The sequence below is a fragment of the Streptomyces chromofuscus genome (genome assembly GCF_015160875.1).
Taxonomy (GTDB): Bacteria; Actinomycetota; Actinomycetes; order Streptomycetales; family Streptomycetaceae; genus Streptomyces; species Streptomyces chromofuscus.
In genome coordinates, this window is the sequence record NZ_CP063374.1 from 4,768,956 (window position 1) to 4,787,140 (window position 18,185).

Annotated in this window: 18 protein-coding genes; 13 read left to right on the forward strand and 5 right to left on the reverse strand. The window is 73.2% G+C overall.

Going from position 1 to position 18,185, the window contains the following annotated elements; translation table 11 throughout:
- Window positions 1–50 precede the first annotated feature (50 nt).
- Window positions 51–1,409: a phosphoglucosamine mutase gene (gene glmM, locus IPT68_RS21645; RefSeq protein ID WP_189700558.1), complete on the forward strand. Its 1,359-nt coding sequence runs from the start codon at window positions 51–53 to the stop codon at window positions 1,407–1,409.
- Between the two features lie 240 nt (window positions 1,410–1,649).
- Here glmM and IPT68_RS21650 read toward each other — a convergent pair whose 3' ends face one another.
- Together IPT68_RS21650 and coaA are read right to left on the reverse strand one after the other, a co-directional pair.
- Entirely contained in the window at window positions 1,650–2,591 is a 942-nt protein-coding gene (locus IPT68_RS21650) for a DUF389 domain-containing protein (protein WP_189700557.1), read from the reverse strand.
- Window positions 2,592–2,607: 16 nt separating this feature from the next.
- Window positions 2,608–3,594, reverse strand: coding sequence for a type I pantothenate kinase (coaA, locus tag IPT68_RS21655; protein ID WP_189700556.1), 987 nt, complete (start codon window positions 3,592–3,594; stop codon window positions 2,608–2,610).
- Window positions 3,595–3,833: 239 nt separating this feature from the next.
- Between coaA and glmS the strand changes: the two genes are divergently transcribed.
- Window positions 3,834–5,681, forward strand: a complete 1,848-nt coding sequence (glmS, locus tag IPT68_RS21660) for a glutamine--fructose-6-phosphate transaminase (isomerizing) (protein WP_189700555.1) — start codon at window positions 3,834–3,836, stop codon at window positions 5,679–5,681.
- A gap of 93 nt (window positions 5,682–5,774) precedes the next feature.
- Here the strand turns inward: glmS and IPT68_RS21665 are convergent, their stop codons facing one another.
- Window positions 5,775–5,948: a CsbD family protein gene (locus IPT68_RS21665; protein WP_189700554.1), complete on the reverse strand. Its 174-nt coding sequence runs from the start codon at window positions 5,946–5,948 to the stop codon at window positions 5,775–5,777.
- A 196-nt stretch (window positions 5,949–6,144) separates the two neighbouring features.
- Here IPT68_RS21665 and IPT68_RS21670 point away from each other — a divergent pair, with 196 nt between their 5' ends.
- From IPT68_RS21670 to IPT68_RS21700, 7 genes are all read left to right on the forward strand, one after another.
- A complete protein-coding gene (locus IPT68_RS21670; RefSeq protein ID WP_189700553.1) occupies window positions 6,145–6,315 on the forward strand; it encodes a hydrophobic protein in 171 nt (56 codons plus the stop codon).
- A gap of 231 nt (window positions 6,316–6,546) precedes the next feature.
- Entirely contained in the window at window positions 6,547–6,918 is a 372-nt protein-coding gene (locus IPT68_RS21675) for a holo-ACP synthase (protein ID WP_189700552.1), read from the forward strand.
- Between the two features lie 148 nt (window positions 6,919–7,066).
- Window positions 7,067–8,506, forward strand: a complete 1,440-nt coding sequence (locus tag IPT68_RS21680; RefSeq protein ID WP_189700551.1) for an NAD(P)H-hydrate dehydratase — start codon at window positions 7,067–7,069, stop codon at window positions 8,504–8,506.
- Window positions 8,507–8,606: 100 nt separating this feature from the next.
- Window positions 8,607–9,830, forward strand: a complete 1,224-nt coding sequence (gene alr / locus IPT68_RS21685; protein WP_189700550.1) for an alanine racemase — start codon at window positions 8,607–8,609, stop codon at window positions 9,828–9,830.
- 154 nt (window positions 9,831–9,984) lie between these two features.
- Entirely contained in the window at window positions 9,985–11,232 is a 1,248-nt protein-coding gene (locus tag IPT68_RS21690; RefSeq protein WP_189700549.1) for an alpha/beta fold hydrolase, read from the forward strand.
- Window positions 11,198–11,710: a tRNA (adenosine(37)-N6)-threonylcarbamoyltransferase complex ATPase subunit type 1 TsaE gene (gene tsaE / locus IPT68_RS21695; RefSeq protein WP_189700548.1), complete on the forward strand. Its 513-nt coding sequence runs from the start codon at window positions 11,198–11,200 to the stop codon at window positions 11,708–11,710. The genes IPT68_RS21690 and tsaE overlap by 35 nt, the downstream gene beginning before the upstream one ends.
- A gap of 717 nt (window positions 11,711–12,427) precedes the next feature.
- The gene (locus tag IPT68_RS21700; RefSeq protein WP_189700547.1) at window positions 12,428–12,595 is read left to right on the forward strand and encodes a hypothetical protein; all 168 of its coding nucleotides are present in this window, start codon (window positions 12,428–12,430) and stop codon (window positions 12,593–12,595) included.
- A gap of 18 nt (window positions 12,596–12,613) precedes the next feature.
- On the opposite strand, the gene IPT68_RS21705 is transcribed toward IPT68_RS21700, so the two are convergent.
- Entirely contained in the window at window positions 12,614–13,174 is a 561-nt protein-coding gene (locus IPT68_RS21705; RefSeq protein ID WP_189700546.1) for a hypothetical protein, read from the reverse strand.
- Window positions 13,175–13,292: 118 nt separating this feature from the next.
- Between IPT68_RS21705 and tsaB the strand changes: the two genes are divergently transcribed.
- Genes tsaB through IPT68_RS21725 form a run of 4 tightly spaced genes read left to right on the forward strand, consistent with a single transcriptional unit; the run spans window position 13,293 to window position 15,820 of the window.
- A complete protein-coding gene (gene tsaB, locus IPT68_RS21710) occupies window positions 13,293–13,946 on the forward strand; it encodes a tRNA (adenosine(37)-N6)-threonylcarbamoyltransferase complex dimerization subunit type 1 TsaB (protein ID WP_189700545.1) in 654 nt (217 codons plus the stop codon).
- Entirely contained in the window at window positions 13,943–14,452 is a 510-nt protein-coding gene (rimI, locus tag IPT68_RS21715; protein ID WP_228039798.1) for a ribosomal protein S18-alanine N-acetyltransferase, read from the forward strand. Before tsaB ends, rimI begins: the two co-directional genes overlap by 4 nt.
- Window positions 14,445–15,536 carry a tRNA (adenosine(37)-N6)-threonylcarbamoyltransferase complex transferase subunit TsaD gene (gene tsaD / locus IPT68_RS21720; RefSeq protein WP_189700544.1) on the forward strand — a complete coding sequence of 364 codons (1,092 nt, stop codon included), beginning with the start codon at window positions 14,445–14,447 and terminating at the stop codon, window positions 15,534–15,536. The genes rimI and tsaD overlap by 8 nt, the downstream gene beginning before the upstream one ends.
- Window positions 15,533–15,820: a hypothetical protein gene (locus IPT68_RS21725; RefSeq protein WP_189700543.1), complete on the forward strand. Its 288-nt coding sequence runs from the start codon at window positions 15,533–15,535 to the stop codon at window positions 15,818–15,820. The genes tsaD and IPT68_RS21725 overlap by 4 nt, the downstream gene beginning before the upstream one ends.
- Window positions 15,821–15,833: 13 nt before the next feature.
- On the opposite strand, the gene IPT68_RS21730 is transcribed toward IPT68_RS21725, so the two are convergent.
- Window positions 15,834–18,161, reverse strand: coding sequence for a beta-xylosidase/alpha-l-arabinosidase (locus tag IPT68_RS21730; RefSeq protein WP_189700542.1), 2,328 nt, complete (start codon window positions 18,159–18,161; stop codon window positions 15,834–15,836).
- Window positions 18,162–18,185: the final 24 nt, after the last annotated feature.

Consider the following 18,185-nt stretch of genomic DNA (forward strand, 5'->3'; position numbering starts at 1 on the left):
CGGGCCGCGCTCGCAGGGCTACCGGAACTGATGTTTCCTCAGGAGGACAAGTGGGACGACTCTTCGGCACGGACGGCGTACGCGGTGTCGCCAACGCGGATCTGACGGCCGAGATGGCGCTCGGTCTGTCCGTAGCGGCGGCCCACGTGCTGGCCGAGGCGGGCACCTTCGCGGGCCACCGCCCGACGGCGGTGGTGGGGCGTGACCCGCGCGCGTCCGGGGAGTTCCTGGAAGCCGCAGTGGTCGCGGGTCTTGCCAGCGCGGGCGTGGACGTCCTGCGCGTCGGCGTGCTGCCGACGCCGGCAGTGGCGTATCTCACCGGCGCCCTGGGGGCGGACCTCGGTGTCATGCTCTCCGCCAGCCACAACGCCATGCCGGACAACGGCATCAAGTTCTTCGCGCGGGGCGGGCACAAGCTGCCGGACGACATCGAGGACCGGATCGAGTCCGTGTACGAGGAGCACCGGCGCGGTGAGCCCTGGGAGCGGCCGACCGGTTCCGGAGTGGGTCGCGTCCGCGACTACGAGGAGGGCTCCGACCAGTACGTCGCCCACCTCGTCGGCGTCCTGCCGAACCGGCTCGACGGGCTGAAGATCGTCCTGGACGAGGCGCACGGCGCGGCGGCGCGGGTGTCGCCGGAGGCCTTCGCGCGGGCCGGGGCCGAGGTCGTCACGATCGGGGCCGAGCCGGACGGGCTGAACATCAACGACGGGTGCGGGTCGACGCACCTGGAGCAGCTGAAGGCCGCGGTCGTCGAACACGGGGCCGACTTCGGCGTCGCGCACGACGGGGACGCGGACCGGTGCCTCGCCGTGGACCACACCGGTGCGGAGGTGGACGGCGACCAGATCCTGGCCGTGCTCGCGCTGGCGATGCGGGAGCGTTCCGCACTGCGCTCCGGCACCGTTGTCGCGACCGTGATGTCGAATCTCGGCTTCAAGCTCGCCATGGAGCGCGAGGGGATCCAGCTGGTCCAGACGGCGGTCGGCGACCGGTACGTGCTGGAGGAGATGAAGGAGCACGGGTACGCCCTCGGCGGCGAGCAGTCCGGCCACGTGATCATCCTCGACCACGCGACGACCGGGGACGGCACGCTCACCGGGCTGCTGCTGGCGGCGCGGGTCGCGCAGAGCGGGCGCTCGCTGCGGGAGCTGGCCGGTGTGATGGAGCGGCTGCCGCAGGTGCTGATCAACGTTCCGGACGTGGACAAGTCCCGGGTCGGGACGTCCGCGGACCTGGCGGCCGCTGTCGCCGAGGCGGAGCGGGAGCTGGGGGCCACCGGGCGGGTGCTGCTGCGGCCGTCCGGGACCGAGCCGCTCGTGCGCGTGATGGTCGAGGCCGCGGACATCGATCAGGCCCGGTCGGTGGCGGGGCGGCTGGCTGACGCCGTGAAGTCGGCGTTGGGTTAGCCGCCGTCGTTGCGGTCGGGGGCGGGGTTCCGTCGTCGGCCGGGGTTTCTTTCTTCGGCGGGGGGTTCTGTTGTCGGCGGGCCGCGGGTCGGCCGTGGCTCCGTCGGTGGTCGTCAGTGGTGTCGGTGGCCGTCGGTGGCGGCGGTGACGGAGGCGGGCGGCACCGCGGAGGCCGGCATGGTCTCGCCCCCGGCGGAGCCGCTCGTCGGCAGAGCCCCGCGCCCCCGGCGGCGTCGCCGCCTAGGCGGCTTTCTTGCGGCTCATTCGCCGTGTGGACCAGAACCACTTCTGGGCCAGCAGGGTGAGCGTGCCGGCGAGCATGATGCCCAGCAGGTTGAGCAGCAGCTGTTCGGTGGAGCCGACGGTCTGTTCCGTGTCGCCGTAGCTGAAGGCGACCGCCGCGTTGGCGGCGGCCGGGACGGTCGTGACGGAGATGGCGACGCCCACCAGGGCGCCGGACTTGGCGGACGTCAGGGACAGCGTGCCGGCGGCGCCCGCCAGCACCGCCACCACGAAGGAGAACCAGTCGGGGGCGTAGACGAAGCCGGTCTGCGGCCGGTCGCCCTCCAGCTTCTGTTCCGTGAACAGGCCCACGGCGTCCATGAAGAGGCTGAAGGCCACCGTCACCGCCATCGCCACCGCGAAGCCCACCAGCAGCGCGACCAGGGAGCGCAGCGCGAGGCGGGGCCGGCGCTGCACCATCGCGGTGGAGATGCCCGCCAGCGGGCCGAACTCCGGGCCGACCGCCATCGCGCCCACGATCAGGATCGCGTTGTCGAGGACGACACCGCAGGCCGCGATCATCGTGGCCAGCGTGATGAACGCGAGGTACGTGATCGAGAGGGCCGACTCCTCGTGCGTCGCGTCGGTCAGGTGTTCCCACAGCACCGCGTCCGCGGCCTCGCCCGGGGCCTCCTCCTCGGCCCGCTGGGCGCGGGTGGACAGCGACAGGTCGATGTTCTCGACGGCGATCGCGCCGGTCGTGTCGAGACCCAGTTCCTGCAGGGCGCTGATGAGTTCGTCGCCCGCCTCGCGGGCCACGTCGCATGTCACCACGTCCCCGGCCGGGTTGCGGGCGGCGCCCGCGAGCACGCACAGGTGGGCGGTGCCGACGGTCGTCTCGATCAAGCGGATCACGGCGTCGGTCTTGTCGGACGGTGTGATCACCCGGAGATGCAGCATGGCGGCAGACTAGCCGTCAGAGCTTGCGCAGGCTGAGGCGTTGGACCTTGTGGTCCGGGCCCTTGCGGAGGATGAGGGTGGCGCGGCCCCGGGTGGGGGCCACGTTCTCCATGAGGTTGGGGCGGTTGATGGTGCGCCAGGTGGTGCGGGCGTAGTCGAGGGCCTCCGCCTCGGAGACCTGGGTGTACTTGCGGAAGTACGACGAGGGGTTCTGGAAGGCGGTCTCGCGCAGTTTCCGGAAGCGGCTCAGATACCAGCGCTCGATGTCCTCGGGGCGGGCGTCGACGTACACACTGAAGTCGAAGTAGTCGGCGAGGCCGACGCGGGTGCGGCCGTCCTTGCCGGGCAGGGCCGGCTGCAGGACGTTGAGGCCCTCGACGATCAGGATGTCGGGGCGGCGTACGACGAGCCGCTCGCCGGGGACGATGTCGTAGATCAGGTGGGAGTAGACGGGGGCGGTGACCTCGTCCTTGCCCGCCTTGATGTCGGCGACGAAGCGGGTCAGGGCGCGGCGGTCGTACGACTCGGGGAAGCCCTTGCGCGACATCAGGCCGCGGGCCTGGAGCTCCTCGGTGGGCAGCAGGAAGCCGTCCGTGGTGACCAGTTCGACACGCGGGTGCTCGGGCCAGCGGGACAGCAGGGCCTGGAGCAGGCGCGCGACCGTGGACTTGCCCACGGCCACCGAGCCGGCGACGCCTATGACGAAGGGGGTGCCGGACTGGGAGCCCTGTTCGCCGAGGAAGGTGTTGAGGGCGCCCCTGAGGGCGTCGGTTGCGCCGACGTAGAGATTGAGCAGACGGGAGAGCGGGAGGTAGATGTCCCGTACCTCGTCGAGGTCGATGACGTCGCCGAGGCCGCGCAGCTTCTCGACTTCCTCCGCCGTCAGCGGCAGCGGGGTCTTGTCGCGCAGCGCGCTCCACTCGGCGCGGGTGAGGTCGACGTAGGGAGTCGCCTCCGGCCGGGGCCGGTGGGCGCTCCGCGTCGGGGAGACCGGAGAGATCACAGTCCATTGTTAACGGAGTTCGAACGAAGTGGGGGGTGGGGTGGGTCACGCCACGGGGTCCGCGGGACCGTGCCGGGGCGCAACGGGTGCGGGTGGAGGTTGGCCGGTTCTCGCGTGTGACCCGGCCGGGGGTGTCGGCCGTAAGGGTGGCCCCGATACGTTCGTACCGTCGTGGGAATTTCCGATTTCGGGCAGGCGGAAGCCATTTCAGGTGTCTGTCGGACCGTAGGCTGCCGGGCATGTGCGGAATCGTGGGTTACGTGGGGTCGCAGTCGGCGCTCGAGGTCGTGACGGCCGGGCTGAAGCGGCTGGAGTACCGGGGATACGACTCGGCGGGAGTCGCCGTGCTCGCGGACGGCGGACTGGCGGCGGCGAAGAAGGCCGGAAAGCTGGTCAACCTGGAGAAGGAGCTGGTGGAACGGCCGCTGCCGACCGGTTCGACGGGCATCGGGCACACCCGCTGGGCCACGCACGGCGGCCCCACGGATGCGAACGCGCATCCGCATCTGGACAACGCCGGACGGGTCGCCGTCGTCCACAACGGGATCATCGAGAACTTCGCGTGCCTGCGGGCCGAACTGGCGGAGCGGGGGCACGACCTGACCTCCGAGACCGACACCGAGGTCGTCACCCACCTGCTCGCCGAGGAGTTCTCGTCGTGCGCGGACCTCGCGGAGGCGATGCGGCTGGTGTGCCGGCGCCTGGAGGGGGCGTTCACGTTGGTCGCGGTGCACGCGGACGAGCCGGACGTGGTCGTGGGGGCGCGGCGCAACTCGCCGCTCGTGGTGGGCGTCGGAGAGGGCGAGGCCTTCCTCGCCTCGGACGTCGCCGCGTTCATCGCCCACACGCGCTCGGCGATCGAGCTCGGTCAGGACCAGGTCGTGGAGGTGCGCCGCGACGGCGTGACGGTGACCGGCTTCGACGGGCGGCCGGCGGAGGTGCGTTCGTACACCATCGACTGGGACGCGTCGGCCGCGGAGAAGGGGGGCTACGACTACTTCATGCTCAAGGAGATCGCCGAGCAGCCCAAGGCCGTCGCCGACACGTTGCTGGGGCGCATCGACGCGACCGGCTCGCTGACGCTGGACGAGGTGCGGATCCCCGCGGGGGTGCTGCGGGAGGTCGACAAGGTCGTCATCGTCGCGTGCGGTACGGCCTTCCACGCGGGGCTGATCGCGAAGTACGCCATCGAGCACTGGACGCGCATCCCGTGCGAAGTCGAGCTGGCCAGCGAGTTCCGCTACCGCGATCCGATCCTGGACCCGCAGACGCTCGTCATCGCCATCTCCCAGTCCGGCGAGACCATGGACACCCTGATGGCGCTGCGGCACGCGCGTGAGCAGGGCTCACGGGTGCTGGCGATCTGCAACACCAACGGCTCGACGATCCCGCGCGAGTCGGACGCGGTGCTGTACACGCACGCCGGTCCCGAGGTCGCGGTGGCGTCCACGAAGGCGTTCCTGACGCAACTGGTGGCCTGCTACCTCGTCGCGCTCTATCTGGGTCAGGTGCGCGGCACGAAGTGGGGCGACGAGATCCAGGACGTGATCCGGGACCTGTCGCACATCTCGGGTGCGGTGGAGCGGGTCCTGGAGACCATGGAGCCGGTACGGGAGCTGGCGCGCTCGCTCGCCGACAAGGACACGGTGCTGTTCCTGGGGCGGCACGTCGGGTATCCGGTCGCGCTGGAGGGAGCGCTGAAGCTGAAGGAGCTCGCCTACATGCACGCCGAGGGCTTCGCGGCGGGTGAGCTCAAGCACGGGCCGATCGCGCTCATCGAGGAGGACCTGCCCGTGGTGGTCGTCGTCCCCTCGCCTCGGGGCCGGTCGCTGATCCACGACAAGATCGTGTCCAACATCCAGGAGATCCGGGCCCGGGGCGCGCGGACGATCGTGATCGCGGAGGAGGGGGACGAGGCGGTGGTGCCGTACGCCGACCACCTCGTCCGCATTCCGGTGACGCCGACGCTGCTTCAGCCGCTCGTGGCGACGGTGCCGTTGCAGGTGTTCGCGTGCGAACTGGCCACGGCGCGGGGGAATGAGGTCGACCAGCCGCGAAATCTGGCGAAGTCGGTGACGGTGGAATAGGGGGCCGCTGAACACTTCCGAGAAATGAACGGGCTCGGGCATCCCGTCCCAAGGGTGCCCGAGCCCTGCCCGTCGCGGTGTCTCCTCGCGGGCTCAGTGGCGGAAGGCGTCCTTCGCCTTCTCCCAGGCCTGGCGCGCGTCGCCCTGGGCGCTCTTGGAGCGGCCTTCGGTGCGCATGCGGCGGTTGCCGGACGTGCGGCCGAGGACCTCCTTGGCCATGCCCTTCAGCTGCTCGGCCTTGGCCTTCGCCTTCTGGTTGCCAGTCATGAGTTCCACTTCCCAACGTCGTTACGGCGTCCGGTGATGTCCGGGTTACCGATACCGGAGAGGTCAAACAGGCCGCGTCCGATGTCATGACGGGCGAAAGGCCGGGAGAATTCCCTGAGGTGCGCCGAACAAACCGGTTCACCCGGTGCTTGTTCGCTCGGGGAAGGGGAACTCGTCGTGCTGGAGGTTGATAGATATGGTTCCCCTTCTTCTGGTTCTTCTGCTGGCGCTGATCCTTTTTGGTGCCGGTTTCGCGCTGAAGGCGCTGTGGTGGATCGCCGTCATCGTGATCGTGCTGTGGCTGCTGGGCTTCGTGGTCCGGCCGACCGGCACAGGCGGCCGACGCGGACGCTGGTACCGCTGGTAGGGCGCGGCAAGCGGTTAGGCGCGCGCGTCGGTCGAAGGGCCCGGACTCCGTCCGGGCCCTTCGCGCGTTCCCGGTCGGCTGATGTGACCCATCCGAGCCGGAACTGCGCCGAATGCGTGAATTCGGGCGTCACTCGGCGCCCGGGGGGCACCCGTGTCGCACCGGGCGCCGGTGCGCAAGGGAACCAGCGCCTCCACCCCGGCGCCCGGCCTCGCCCTTAGGGTGCTCCGCATGAGCATCATCGGGGTCGGAATCGACGTGGCCGAGATCGACCGCTTCCGGGCGTCCCTGGAACGTACGCCGGGGCTGGCCGACCGGTTGTTCCTCGACAGCGAGTTGCTGCTGCCGAGCGGGGACCGGCGGGGTGTCGCCTCGCTGGCGGCACGGTTCGCCGCGAAGGAGGCGGTCGCCAAGGCGCTCGGCGCCCCGGCCGGCCTGCACTGGACCGACGCCGAGATCTACGTCGAGGACAGCGGGCAGCCCCGGCTGCGGGTGAAGGGCAGCGTGGCCGCGCGGGCGGCCGAACTGGGCGTGCGGGCGTGGCACGTGTCGCTGAGCCATGACGCGGGAGTGGCGTCGGCCGTGGTCATCGCGGAGGGGTAGTACCGGTTCCCTCGTCATCACAGGGCGGCAGGAGTGCGGTCGTCCGGTGTGCCCGGAGGGGAGCCGCGGGAGCGGTGACTTCGGCAACGGGGTGGCAAAGCGTCATTGGGTACGACGGTGTCGAAGGGTGTGCGGGAGACTCGGGCGTATGCGTACTGCGTACAGCGTGGAGACGGTTCGGGCGGCCGAGCGGGAGTTGATGGCGCGGCTCCCGGAAGGGGCGTTGATGCAGCGGGCGGCGGCCGGGCTCGCCGCCGCCTGCGCCGACTTGCTGGGGCGGGTGTACGGCAGGCGGGTGGTGCTGCTGGTCGGCAGCGGGGACAACGGGGGCGACGCGCTCCACGCCGGGGCGCGGCTGGCCCGGCGGGGGGCCGGGGTGACGGCTGTGCCGCTGTCGCCGGAACGGGTGCACGAGGGCGGGCTCGCCGCCCTGCGGCGGGCGGGGGGTTCCGTCGCGGGAGTGGCAGGCGCCGAAGATCTGATCGAGCGGGCCGACCTGGTGGTCGACGGGATCGTGGGGATCGGGGGAAAGGGCGGACTGCGGGCCGAGGCCGTGCCCTTGACGGAGGCCGCCGCCCGGGCGCGGGCCGCCGTGGTGGCCGTCGATCTGCCCAGTGGTGTCGACGCCGATACGGGCGAGGTGCACGGGGCCGCCGTCCGGGCGGACCTGACCGTGACCTTCGGGACGCACAAGCCGGGCCTGCTGGTGGATCCCGCGCGGGAGTACGCCGGGTCGGTGCGGCTCGTCGACATCGGGCTGGAGCTGCCGGGCGGAAGCGCCCAGTTGGAGGCCCTGCAGCACGCGGACGTGGCCGCGCTGCTGCCCGTGCCGGCGCCCGAGAGCGACAAGTACCGGCGCGGGGTCGTCGGGATCGCCGCCGGGTCGGCCCGGTATCCGGGGGCCGCCGTGCTGGCCGTCGCGGGGGCGCTGCGCGGCGGGGCCGGGGCCGTGCGGTACGTGGGGCCCGCCGCGGACGCGGTGATCGCCCGGTTCCCCGAGACGCTGGTGTCGGACCAGGGGCCCCGGCGGGCGGGGCGCGTGCAGGCCTGGGTCGTGGGGCCGGGGGCCGGGGACGACGCGGACACGGTGAACGAGGTGCTGCGGGCCGAGGTGCCGGTGCTGGTCGACGCGGACGGGCTGCGGCTGGCGGAGGCCGGCGCCGTACGGAGGCGCGCCGCGCCGACGTTGATGACGCCGCACGCGGGGGAGGCCGCGGCGCTGCTGGGGGTGAGCCGGGAAGAGGTCGAGGGCGCTCGGCTCGCCGCGGTGCGGGAGTTGGCGGGGCGGTACGGCGCGACCGTGCTGCTGAAGGGATCCACGACGCTGGTGGCCGACGCGGCGGACGGCGTGCCCGTACGGGTCAACGCGACCGGGACGGGGTGGCTGGCCACGGCCGGGAGCGGGGACGTGCTGTCGGGGCTCGCGGGGTCGCTGCTGGCGGCGGGGCTCTCGACCCGGGACGCGGCGAGCGCGGGGGCGTATCTGCACGGGCTGGCCGGGAGGTTCGCGGCGGACGGGGCGCCGGTGGGGGCGCTGGACGTGGCGGGGGCCGTTCCGGGGGCGTGGCGGGACGTGGTGAGCGGGTAGGAAGGGGCGCAGGCCCTCGAGGCTTCCGACCGGTGGTGCGGGGCACTCTCACCGGGCCGGTGTCGAAGGCATGTCCGACCCCTCTGAGAGACTGGGCGCGATGAGTACGACTGCACAGCTGCCGAGCACCGCCCCGCTGCGCGGGCGCGCCGAGATCGATCTTGCCGCGCTCCGCGCCAACGTGCGGACCCTGCGCGCCCATGCGCCCGGTGCGGCCGTGATGGCCGTGGTGAAGTCCGAGGCGTACGGTCACGGTGCGCTGCCGTGCGCGCGTGCGGCCGTCGAGGCGGGCGCCGGCTGGCTGGGCACCGCCACGCCCGAGGAGGCCCTGGCGCTGCGCGGGGCGGAGGGCATCCCGGCGGACGTCCGGATCATGTGCTGGCTGTGGACGCCCGGCGGCCCCTGGCGCGAGGCCGTCGAGGCGGACATCGACGTCTCCGTGAGCGGTATGTGGGCCCTGCGCGAGGCCATCGAGGCCGCCCGGCAGGCGGGGCGGCCCGCGCGGGTCCAGCTGAAGGCCGACACGGGGCTCGGGCGCAACGGGTGTCAGCCCGGCGCCGACTGGGCCGAGCTCGTGGAGGCGGCGGCGGGGGCGGAGGCCGAGGGCCTCGTCCGCGTGACGGGGCTGTGGTCGCACTTCGCCTGCGCCGACGAGCCCGGACATCCCTCCGTCGCCCTGCAACTCGGGCTTTTCCGGGAGATGGTGTCGTACGCCGAGGGGGAGGGCGTCAGTCCCGAGGTGCGCCACATCGCCAACTCGCCCGCCACGCTGACCCTTCCCGAGGCCCACTTCGATCTCGTCCGCACGGGAATCGCCCTCTACGGCATCTCGCCCAGCCCCGAGATCGGCACGCCGGCCGACTTCGGGCTGCGGCCGGTGATGACGCTGTCGGCGTCGCTGGCGCTGGTCAAGCAGGTGCCCGCGGGCCACGGGGTCAGTTACGGCCACCGGTACACCACGCCCGGCGAGACCACCCTCGGCCTCGTCCCGCTCGGTTACGCCGACGGCATCCCGCGGCACGCCTCGGGGACCGGCCCCGTGCTGATCGGCGGGAAGTGGCGGACCGTCGCGGGCCGGATCGCGATGGACCAGTTCGTCGTCGACCTGGGGGGCGACGAGCCACCGGCGGGGGCGGAGGCCGTGCTGTTCGGCCCCGGTGACCGGGGTGAGCCCACCGCCGAGGACTGGGCGCAGGCGGCGGGGACGATCGCGTACGAGATCGTGACCCGCATCGGAACGCGCGTCCCGCGCGTTTATGTCGATACGGAGAAGTCCGAGGGGCGGGGACCACAGGTCGGCCGGGAACAGCCCATCGAGGGATAGGTGAACGGGGAACAAGACGGGTGACCCGCCCGGGGCGGTCGCACAGGGCCGCCCGGCACCGGCCGACCCGGCAGGAGTTCCCAGCAGGTCCCGGACGCGGCAGGCGTCCAAACCCACCGACGAACGACAACGATCCGGCGAAGAGGAGCGGTACGTGAGCGAGAGCAGTGCGGAGGGCGTCGTCGACGCCGCCGCGGCCGTCGCTTCCGCCACGGGGGTGGCCGGAAACTGGCGCAGGGTGACCGGTATCGCCGGCGCCGCGATAGGGGTGATCGCCGCCGGCGCCGCCGCCGGCGTCGCGATAGAACGGATGACCGTCGGCCGGGGCATGCGCAGGAAGGCCCGGCTCGCCCTCGACTCTACGGGGCCCTACGGCGCGCTGCGCGGCACGCCCGGCCGGGCCTACGCCGACGACGGCACCGAGCTGTACTACGAGGTCGACGAGGTCGAGGTCGAGGAGGGCGTGTCGCCGCGGCGGCGCCGGCTGTTCGGCCGCAAGGCGCCCGCTCCCGTGACGGTCGTCTTCAGCCACGGCTACTGCCTCAGCCAGGACTCCTGGCACTTCCAGCGGGCGGCGCTGCGCGGTGTCGTACGGACCGTGCACTGGGACCAGCGCAGCCACGGCCGGTCCGGGCGGGGCGCGGCCCAGGTCCGGGACGGGGCGCCCGTCACCATCGACCAGCTCGGCCAGGACCTGAAGGCCGTGATCGACGCGTCCGTGCCCGAGGGGCCGATCGTGCTGGTCGGGCACTCCATGGGCGGCATGACGATGATGGCGCTGGCCGACCGGTGTCCCGAGCTGATCCGGGAGCGGGTGGTCGCGGTCGCGCTCGTCGGTACGTCGTCGGGGAACCTCGGCGAGGTCAACTTCGGGCTGCCGGTCGCGGGCGTCAACGCGGTGCGGCGGGTGCTGCCCGGGGTGCTGCGGGCGCTGGGGCAGCAGGCGGAGCTGGTGGAGAAGGGGCGGCGGGCGGTCGCCGATCTGTTCGCCGGGATCATCAAGCGGTACTCGTTCGCCTCGCGGGACGTCGACCCGGCCGTCGCCCGGTTCGCCGAGCGGATGATCGAAGGCACGCCGATCGACGTGGTCGCCGAGTTCTACCCGGCGTTCACCGACCACGACAAGACCGAGGCGCTCGCCCACTTCGCGGGCCTGCCGGTGCTGGTGCTGGCCGGGCTCAAGGACCTGGTCACGCCGAGCGAGCACAGCGAGGCCATCGCCGATCTGCTGCCGGACGCGGAACTGGTCCTCGTGCCCGACGCCGGTCACCTGGTGATGCTGGAACACCCGGAAGTGGTCACCGACCGGCTCGCCGACCTGCTCACCCGCGCGGGTGCCGTGCCGGCAGGGGCTACCGTGGGTGGCTATGGAAGCACCAGCGGCACCGCACAACCCGGCTGAGACCGAGCTGATCGTCCACTCGACCGAGCAGATGCGCGACCTCGGCCGTCGGCTCGCCAAACTGCTGCGCGCCGGCGACCTGGTCATGCTCAGCGGGGAGCTCGGCGCGGGCAAGACCACGCTGGCCCGAGGGCTCGGCGAAGGGCTCGGCGTGCGCGGGGCGGTCACCTCGCCGACGTTCGTGATCGCCCGCGTGCATCCGTCCCTCGGCGACGGGCCGCCGCTCGTCCACGTCGACGCGTACCGCCTGGGCGGCGGGCTGGACGAGATGGAGGACCTCGACCTCGACGTCTCGCTGCCCGAGTCCGTGGTCGTCGTGGAGTGGGGCGAGGGCAGGGTCGAGGAGCTGACCGAGGACCGGCTGCACGTCACGATCCACCGGGCCGTGGGGGACACGACGGACGAGGTGCGACACGTGACGCTGACGGGCGTCGGCGAGCGCTGGACCGCGGTGGACCTGGGCTGGCTGTCCGCCTGAGGCGGCGTCGGCGGTCCGCCTGACGCGGGCGAGTGGGTGGGCCGGTGTCGGCGGGTCACCTGGTGCGGGGGCGTGGGCCGACGACGGCGGCGGGCCGCCTGACGCGGGCGAGTGGGTGGGCGGTGCGTCGTACGGGGCTCGGCTGGGTGCGGGGGCGTGGGCCGACGACGGCGGCGGGCCGCCTGACGCGGGCGAGTGGGTGGGCGGTGCGTCGTACGGGGCTCGGCTGGGCGCGGGAGAGCAGGCCGGCGTCGGCCGGTCGTATGCGCGGCGCGTCGTACGGGGCTCGGCTGGGTGCGGGAGAGCAGGCCGGCGTCGGCCGGTCGTATGCGCGGGGAGAGTGAGTCGGCGTCGGCTCGCGTACGCGGCGAAAGCGAGTCGGCGTCGGCCGGTCACCTGTGCGGGGGATTGCGGTCTTGCCTCGGCCGTACCTGGGTCGCGGGGCTCGGCTGTGCAAGGCCCGTGCACCCCCGGGCAGGAGCGTTCTCTCGGCGTGGGCGGCCGGCCGGGCCGCGGGGCGCGCAGCAGCCGGGCCGTCGGCCTTCGGCAGGGGTGCACCCGGACGAACGGGACCGTCGTCTTCCTGCAGGTTCCGACAAGGCGTCGGCAACATGTTGCGCGTGGCGACTCGGACGTGGTCACATGGTATCCAGCCGCTGGTTAGGTGTACCTAAGTTGCACCCGGCCGGCTCCGCCCCCGGCCTCCAGGAGGCGTCCATGTCGACCACGGACCGCACGCCGCAGCCGCGGCCCGCCGCGCCCGCCGGGGTGTCCATGCGCGATCTGCTGGCGTCCTGCGCCGCCGCGCACGCGATCTGCACGCCGCCGCCCGCGCCCGAGCCGTCGGCCCCCGAGCCGCGCGTGGACCACCGCGAGGCCGCGTGAAGCGCCGTACGGCGGCTGCTATCGGATGACGACGACCTTCTGCCCGATCGTCGCGAACATCCACATCGCGTCCCCGTCCTCCCGCGTCTCCCGGATGCCCCCCGTCCGCACCGCCGGGTCGGGCGGCGCCGCCGAGCCGTCCACCGCCGCGCTGAAGCCGATGACCACGCCGTCCACGCTGGCGAAGCGGACGACGTGCTCGACGGGGGTGCCGTCGGACCCGGTGGTCACGCCCGTACGCGACGTCACCGCGTAGGTGCCCGGCGCCGGGTCGACCGCGCTGGGCATCACCTTGAACGTGCGCTGGACCCGGTTCCGCGCGCCGACCAGCCACACCCGGTCGTCGTCGAGCGAGTACACGACCCGCTCGCCGGTGCCGGAGCCGCCGGGCAGGGCGGTGGGGTGGCGCTTGTCGCGGGGCGCCTTGGACGCGGTCACGACGGGCGTCGCCCCGGCGCGGTGCGGCGACGCGCTCAGCTCGGCCGGGACTGTCGCCCCCGCCTGGTAGGCGAGGAACCCGACCGCCGTGAGGGCGGCCGCCGTCAGCCCGGTCACGATGGCGGCGCTGGTGCTGGCCACGGCGCCCTCCTCCGCGTCGTAAGTCGTGGCATGTGGTGACGGTAGGTGACGGTAGCAGCACGGAAGCGATGGACCCGGTCGGCAGTGCCCGAGCCGCGAGGAGCCGTACGCTGTTTGCGTGCTCTTGCTCGCTCTGGATACCGCCACCCCCGCCGTGACCGTCGCCCTGCACGACGGCACGGACATCATCGCCTCGTCGAGCCAGGTGGACGCCCGCCGGCACGGTGAGCTGCTGCTCCCGGCCGTCGACCGCGTCCTGACCCAGGCAGGGCTGAGGCTCGACGCCGTCACCGGGATCGTCGTAGGGATCGGCCCGGGTCCGTACACCGGGCTGCGCGTCGGGCTGATGACCGCCGACACCTTCGGCCTCGCCCTCGGTGTGCCCGTGCACGGTGTGTGCACGCTGGACGGTCTCGCCTACGCGGCCGACATGGAGGGCCCCTTCGTCGTCGCGACCGACGCCCGGCGCAAGGAGGTCTACTGGGCGCGGTACGACGACTCCCGTACCCGCGTCACCGACCCGGCCGTCGACCGGCCCGCCGACATCGCCGAGCAGGTCGCGGGGCTGCCCGCGGTCGGCGCGGGCGCCTTGCTCTACCCGGACACCTTCCCGGTCGCGCACGAGCCCGAGCACGTGTCCGCCGCCGCGCTCGCCCGGCTGGCCGCCGAGCGGCTGGACAAGGGCGAGGAACTGCCGCCCGCCCGGCCGTTGTACCTGCGCCGCCCGGACGCCCAGGTGCCCAAGAACTACAAGGTGGTCACCCCGAAGTGACCGAGCCCGTGACGCCCGTGCTGCGGGAGATGCGCTGGTGGGACATCGATCCCGTGCTGGAGCTGGAACGGGAGCTGTTCCCGGACGACGCCTGGTCGCGGGGCATGTTCTGGTCCGAGCTCGCCCATGCGCGCGGCCCCGGCGCGACCCGGCGGTACGTCGTCGCCCAGGGCGGCGACCGGATCGCCGGGTACGCCGGGATCGCCGCCGCCGGTGACATCGCCGACGTCCAGACGATCGCCGTCGCCCGCGCCCACTGGGGCACCGGCCTCGGCGGGCGGCTGCTGACCGAACTGCTCCGGGCGGCGACCGCGTTCGAGTGCGCCGAGGTGATGCTCGAGTGCCGCGTCGACAACGTCCGCGCCCAGAAGCTCTACGAGCGCTTCGGCTTCGAGGCCATCGGTGTCCGGCGCGGCTACTACCAGCCCGGCAACGTGGACGCCCTGGTGATGCGCCTGACCGACCCAGCAACCTCTGTACAAGGAACCGAGATCCGACATGGCTGACGAACCCCTGGTCCTGGGGATCGAGACCTCCTGCGACGAGACCGGCGTCGGCGTCGTCCGCGGCACCACCCTGCTGGCGGACGCCGTCGCGTCCAGCGTCGACGAGCACGCCCGCTTCGGCGGGGTGGTGCCGGAGGTCGCGTCCCGTGCGCACCTGGAGGCGATGATCCCCACCATCGACCGGGCGCTGAAGGACGCCGGGGTCAGTGCGCGGGACCTCGACGGCATCGCGGTGACGGCCGGTCCCGGACTGGCGGGCGCGCTGCTGGTGGGCGTGTCGGCGGCGAAGGCGTACGCGTACGCGCTCGGCAAGCCGCTGTACGGCGTCAACCACCTCGCCTCGCACATCTGCGTCGACCAGCTGGAGCACGGGGCGCTGCCCGAGCCGACGATGGCGCTGCTGGTGTCCGGCGGGCACTCGTCGCTGCTTCTCTCCTCCGACATCACCAGCGACGTACGGCCCCTCGGCGCCACCATCGACGACGCGGCCGGCGAGGCCTTCGACAAGATCGCCCGCGTGCTGAACCTGGGCTTTCCCGGCGGTCCGGTCATCGACCGGTACGCGCGCGAGGGCGACCCGGAGGCGATCAGCTTCCCGCGCGGCCTGACCGGGCCGCGGGACCCCGCGTACGACTTCTCCTTCTCCGGTCTGAAGACGGCCGTGGCCCGCTGGATCGAGGCCAGGCGGGCGGCCGGGGAGGAGGTGCCGGTGCGGGACGTGGCGGCGTCCTTCCAGGAGGCGGTCGTGGACGTCCTCACCCGCAAGGCCGTGCGGGCCTGCAAGGACGAGGGCGTCGACCATCTGATGATCGGCGGCGGTGTCGCGGCGAACTCCCGGCTGCGCGCCCTCGCCGAGGAGCGCTGCGAGGCGGCCGGCATCCGGCTGCGGGTGCCCCGGCCCAAGCTGTGCACCGACAACGGGGCGATGGTCGCGGCGCTGGGCGCGGAGATGGTGGCGCGGAACCGGCCGGCGTCCGGCTGGGACCTGTCGGCGGACTCGTCACTGCCGGTGACGGACCCGCACGTGCCCGGGCACTCCCACGACCATGTGCACGAGGTCGGCGAGGAGAACCTGTACTCGTGACGGTCGCGCTGATGTGGGAGGCACGGGCGGTGCCCGGGCGGGCGGAGGAGCTGCTGGCCTGGGCCCGCGACCAGCGGCTGGACCCCGGTCCACTGCGCCGGGAGACCTTCCGGGCACCGCAGGACCGGGTCCTCGTGATCACCTGGTGGGACGCGACGTACGACGCCGAACTCCCCGAACTGCCCGAACCGTCCGGGGAGTTGGTGACCCGGGCGGTGCATCGGTGGCGGTTCGAGTCGGTGGGGGCCGAGTCGCTCGAGGCGGAACCGCCCGACGGCCCGTGAGGCCGTCGTCGCGTCAGGTCCCGGTGGCCGGGGACACCTCTGTCGCCGTCGTCTCGCAGCGCAGGTGACGTTCGGGGCCCACTTCCCGTACCGGGCCCGTCAAGGTCAGGCGGGTCACGTGGCGGACGTCCGTGGTCGAGGCCGCGAGCCGCAGCTCCAGAGCTCCCGGTTCGACGACCCTGCGGCCTCGTGCGTCGGTGAACGCCGACAGGTCCGTGGGGAAGTGGAAGGTGATCCGGCGTGATTCCCCGGGCTCCAGCTCCACCCGCTCGTAGCCGACCAGCCGGACGTCCGGGCGGGTCACCGAGGCCACCGGGTCGTGGAGGTAGAGCTGGACCACCTCCGCGCCCGCGCGGTCGCCCGTGTTGTGGACGGTGACGGAGAGGGCGTACGTACCGTCCGTCTCGAGCGTCGTCTCCGGGTCGCCTTCGGCGTCGGTCCATTCGAACGTCGTGTACGAGCGGCCGTGGCCGAAGGGGTACAGCGGTGTCGGGTCCAGGTTGCTGACCTCGCCCGCCAGGCCCAGGGGCGGTTGGAGGTACGTCCACGGCTGGCCGCCGGGGTCGCGCGGCACGCTCACCGGGAGGTGGCCCGAGGGGTTGACGCGGCCGGAGAGGACGCCCGCCACCGCCGGGCCGCCCTCCTCGCCGGGGAAGAAGGCCTGGACCACCGCTCCCAGGCGGCCCTGCCAGCGGCCCAGCGCGTAGGGGCGGCCGGTGAGCAGGACCAGGACGACGGGGACGCCCGTCGCGACCAGGGCGTCCAGCAGGTCGGCCTGGATGCCGGGCAGCCGGAGGTCGGTCGCGTCACAGCCCTCGCCCGACGTGCCGCGGCCGAACAGGCCCGCTTGGTCGCCCAGGACCGCCACGCACACGTCCGCCTCCGCCGCCCGCGCCACCGCCTCCTCGATGCCGGACGGGTCGGGGTCCGAGACGCCGCAGCCCTCCGCGAACGTCACCTTCGCGTCCGGGAGTTCCGTGCGCAGGGCCTGGAGCAGCGGGGGGATCTCGATGCCGGTGGGGGTCTTGGGGTGCAGGGGGAGGACGTGGGAGGGGAAGGAGTAGCAGCCGAGCATGGCCAGCGGATCGGCCGCGCGGGGGCCGACCACGGCGATGCGGGTGTCGGGGGCGAGCGGCAGGACGCCGTCCGGGTTGTCCAGCAGGACCACCGACTCCTGCGCCAGACGGCGGGCCAGGGCGCGGTTCGCCGCCGAGTCCAGGTCGATGTGCTGCTTCGTCGGCTCCGGCTGCCAGTCCTCGTCCAGCAGGCCCAGTTCGCATTTCTGCAGCAGGACCCTGCGCGCCGCCCGGTCCACCAGCGACTCCGGCACCTCGCCCGCCCCGACGGCCTCGACCAGGGGCCGGCCGTAGCACTTCAGCGTCGGCAGCTCGACGTCGATCCCGGCCGCCAGCGCGGCGTGCGCCGCCTCGGCGGGGGTGCCGGCCACGCGGTGCAGGCTCTGCAGGAAGCCGATGCCGAAGTAGTCCGAGACGACCGTGCCGGTGAAACCCCACTCTTCGCGCAGGAGCTCCGTCAGCAGCGCCGGGTCCGCCGACGCCGGGACCCCGTCCGTCTCCGTGTACGCCGCCATCACCGAGCGCGCACCGCCCTCGCGCAGCGCCAGTTCGAACGGCGGGAGGGTGACGTCCGCGAACTCGCGGACCCCGGCGCGCACGGGCGCCAGGTTGCGGGCGCCGGCCGAGGACGCGTACCCGGCGAAGTGCTTCAGCGTGGCCACGATCCCGGCCGACTCCAGGCCCCGTACGTACGCCGCGCCGATCGTGCCCACCAGGTACGGGTCCTCGCCGATCGTCTCCTCGACCCGTCCCCACCGCAGGTCGCGGACCACGTCCAGCACGGGCGCCAGGCCCTGGTGGACACCGACCGAGCGCAGGTCGGCGCCGATCCGCCGGGCCATCTCCTCGACCAGCGCGGGGTCGAAGGTGGCGCCCCAGGCGAGCGGGACCGGGTAGGCCGTCGCGCGCCACGCCGTGAAACCCGCGAGGCACTCCTCGTGGGCGATCGCCGGGATGCCGAAGCGGCCGGACGCGGCGATCCGGCGCTGGGCGCCGGCCAGGGAGCGGGCGCCGACCTCCGGGTCGACGGGGGCGGTGCCGAAGGGGCGGGTGAGCTGGCCGAGGCCGTGGGCGATCAGGTCGTCGAAGTCGTAGTCGGCGGTCATGTCGTGCTGGTGGGGGGCCACTCCGTCCCCGTCGGCGGTGGCGCCGACCCAGACGCCGTACAGCTGGGCGGTCTTCTCTTCGAGGGTCATCCGGGAGAGCAGGTCCGCGACACGGACGTCCGCGGGAAGGCCGGGGTCACGCCAAGGGGCGGTGGTCATGAAACTCCTGTCGTTGAACGCGTA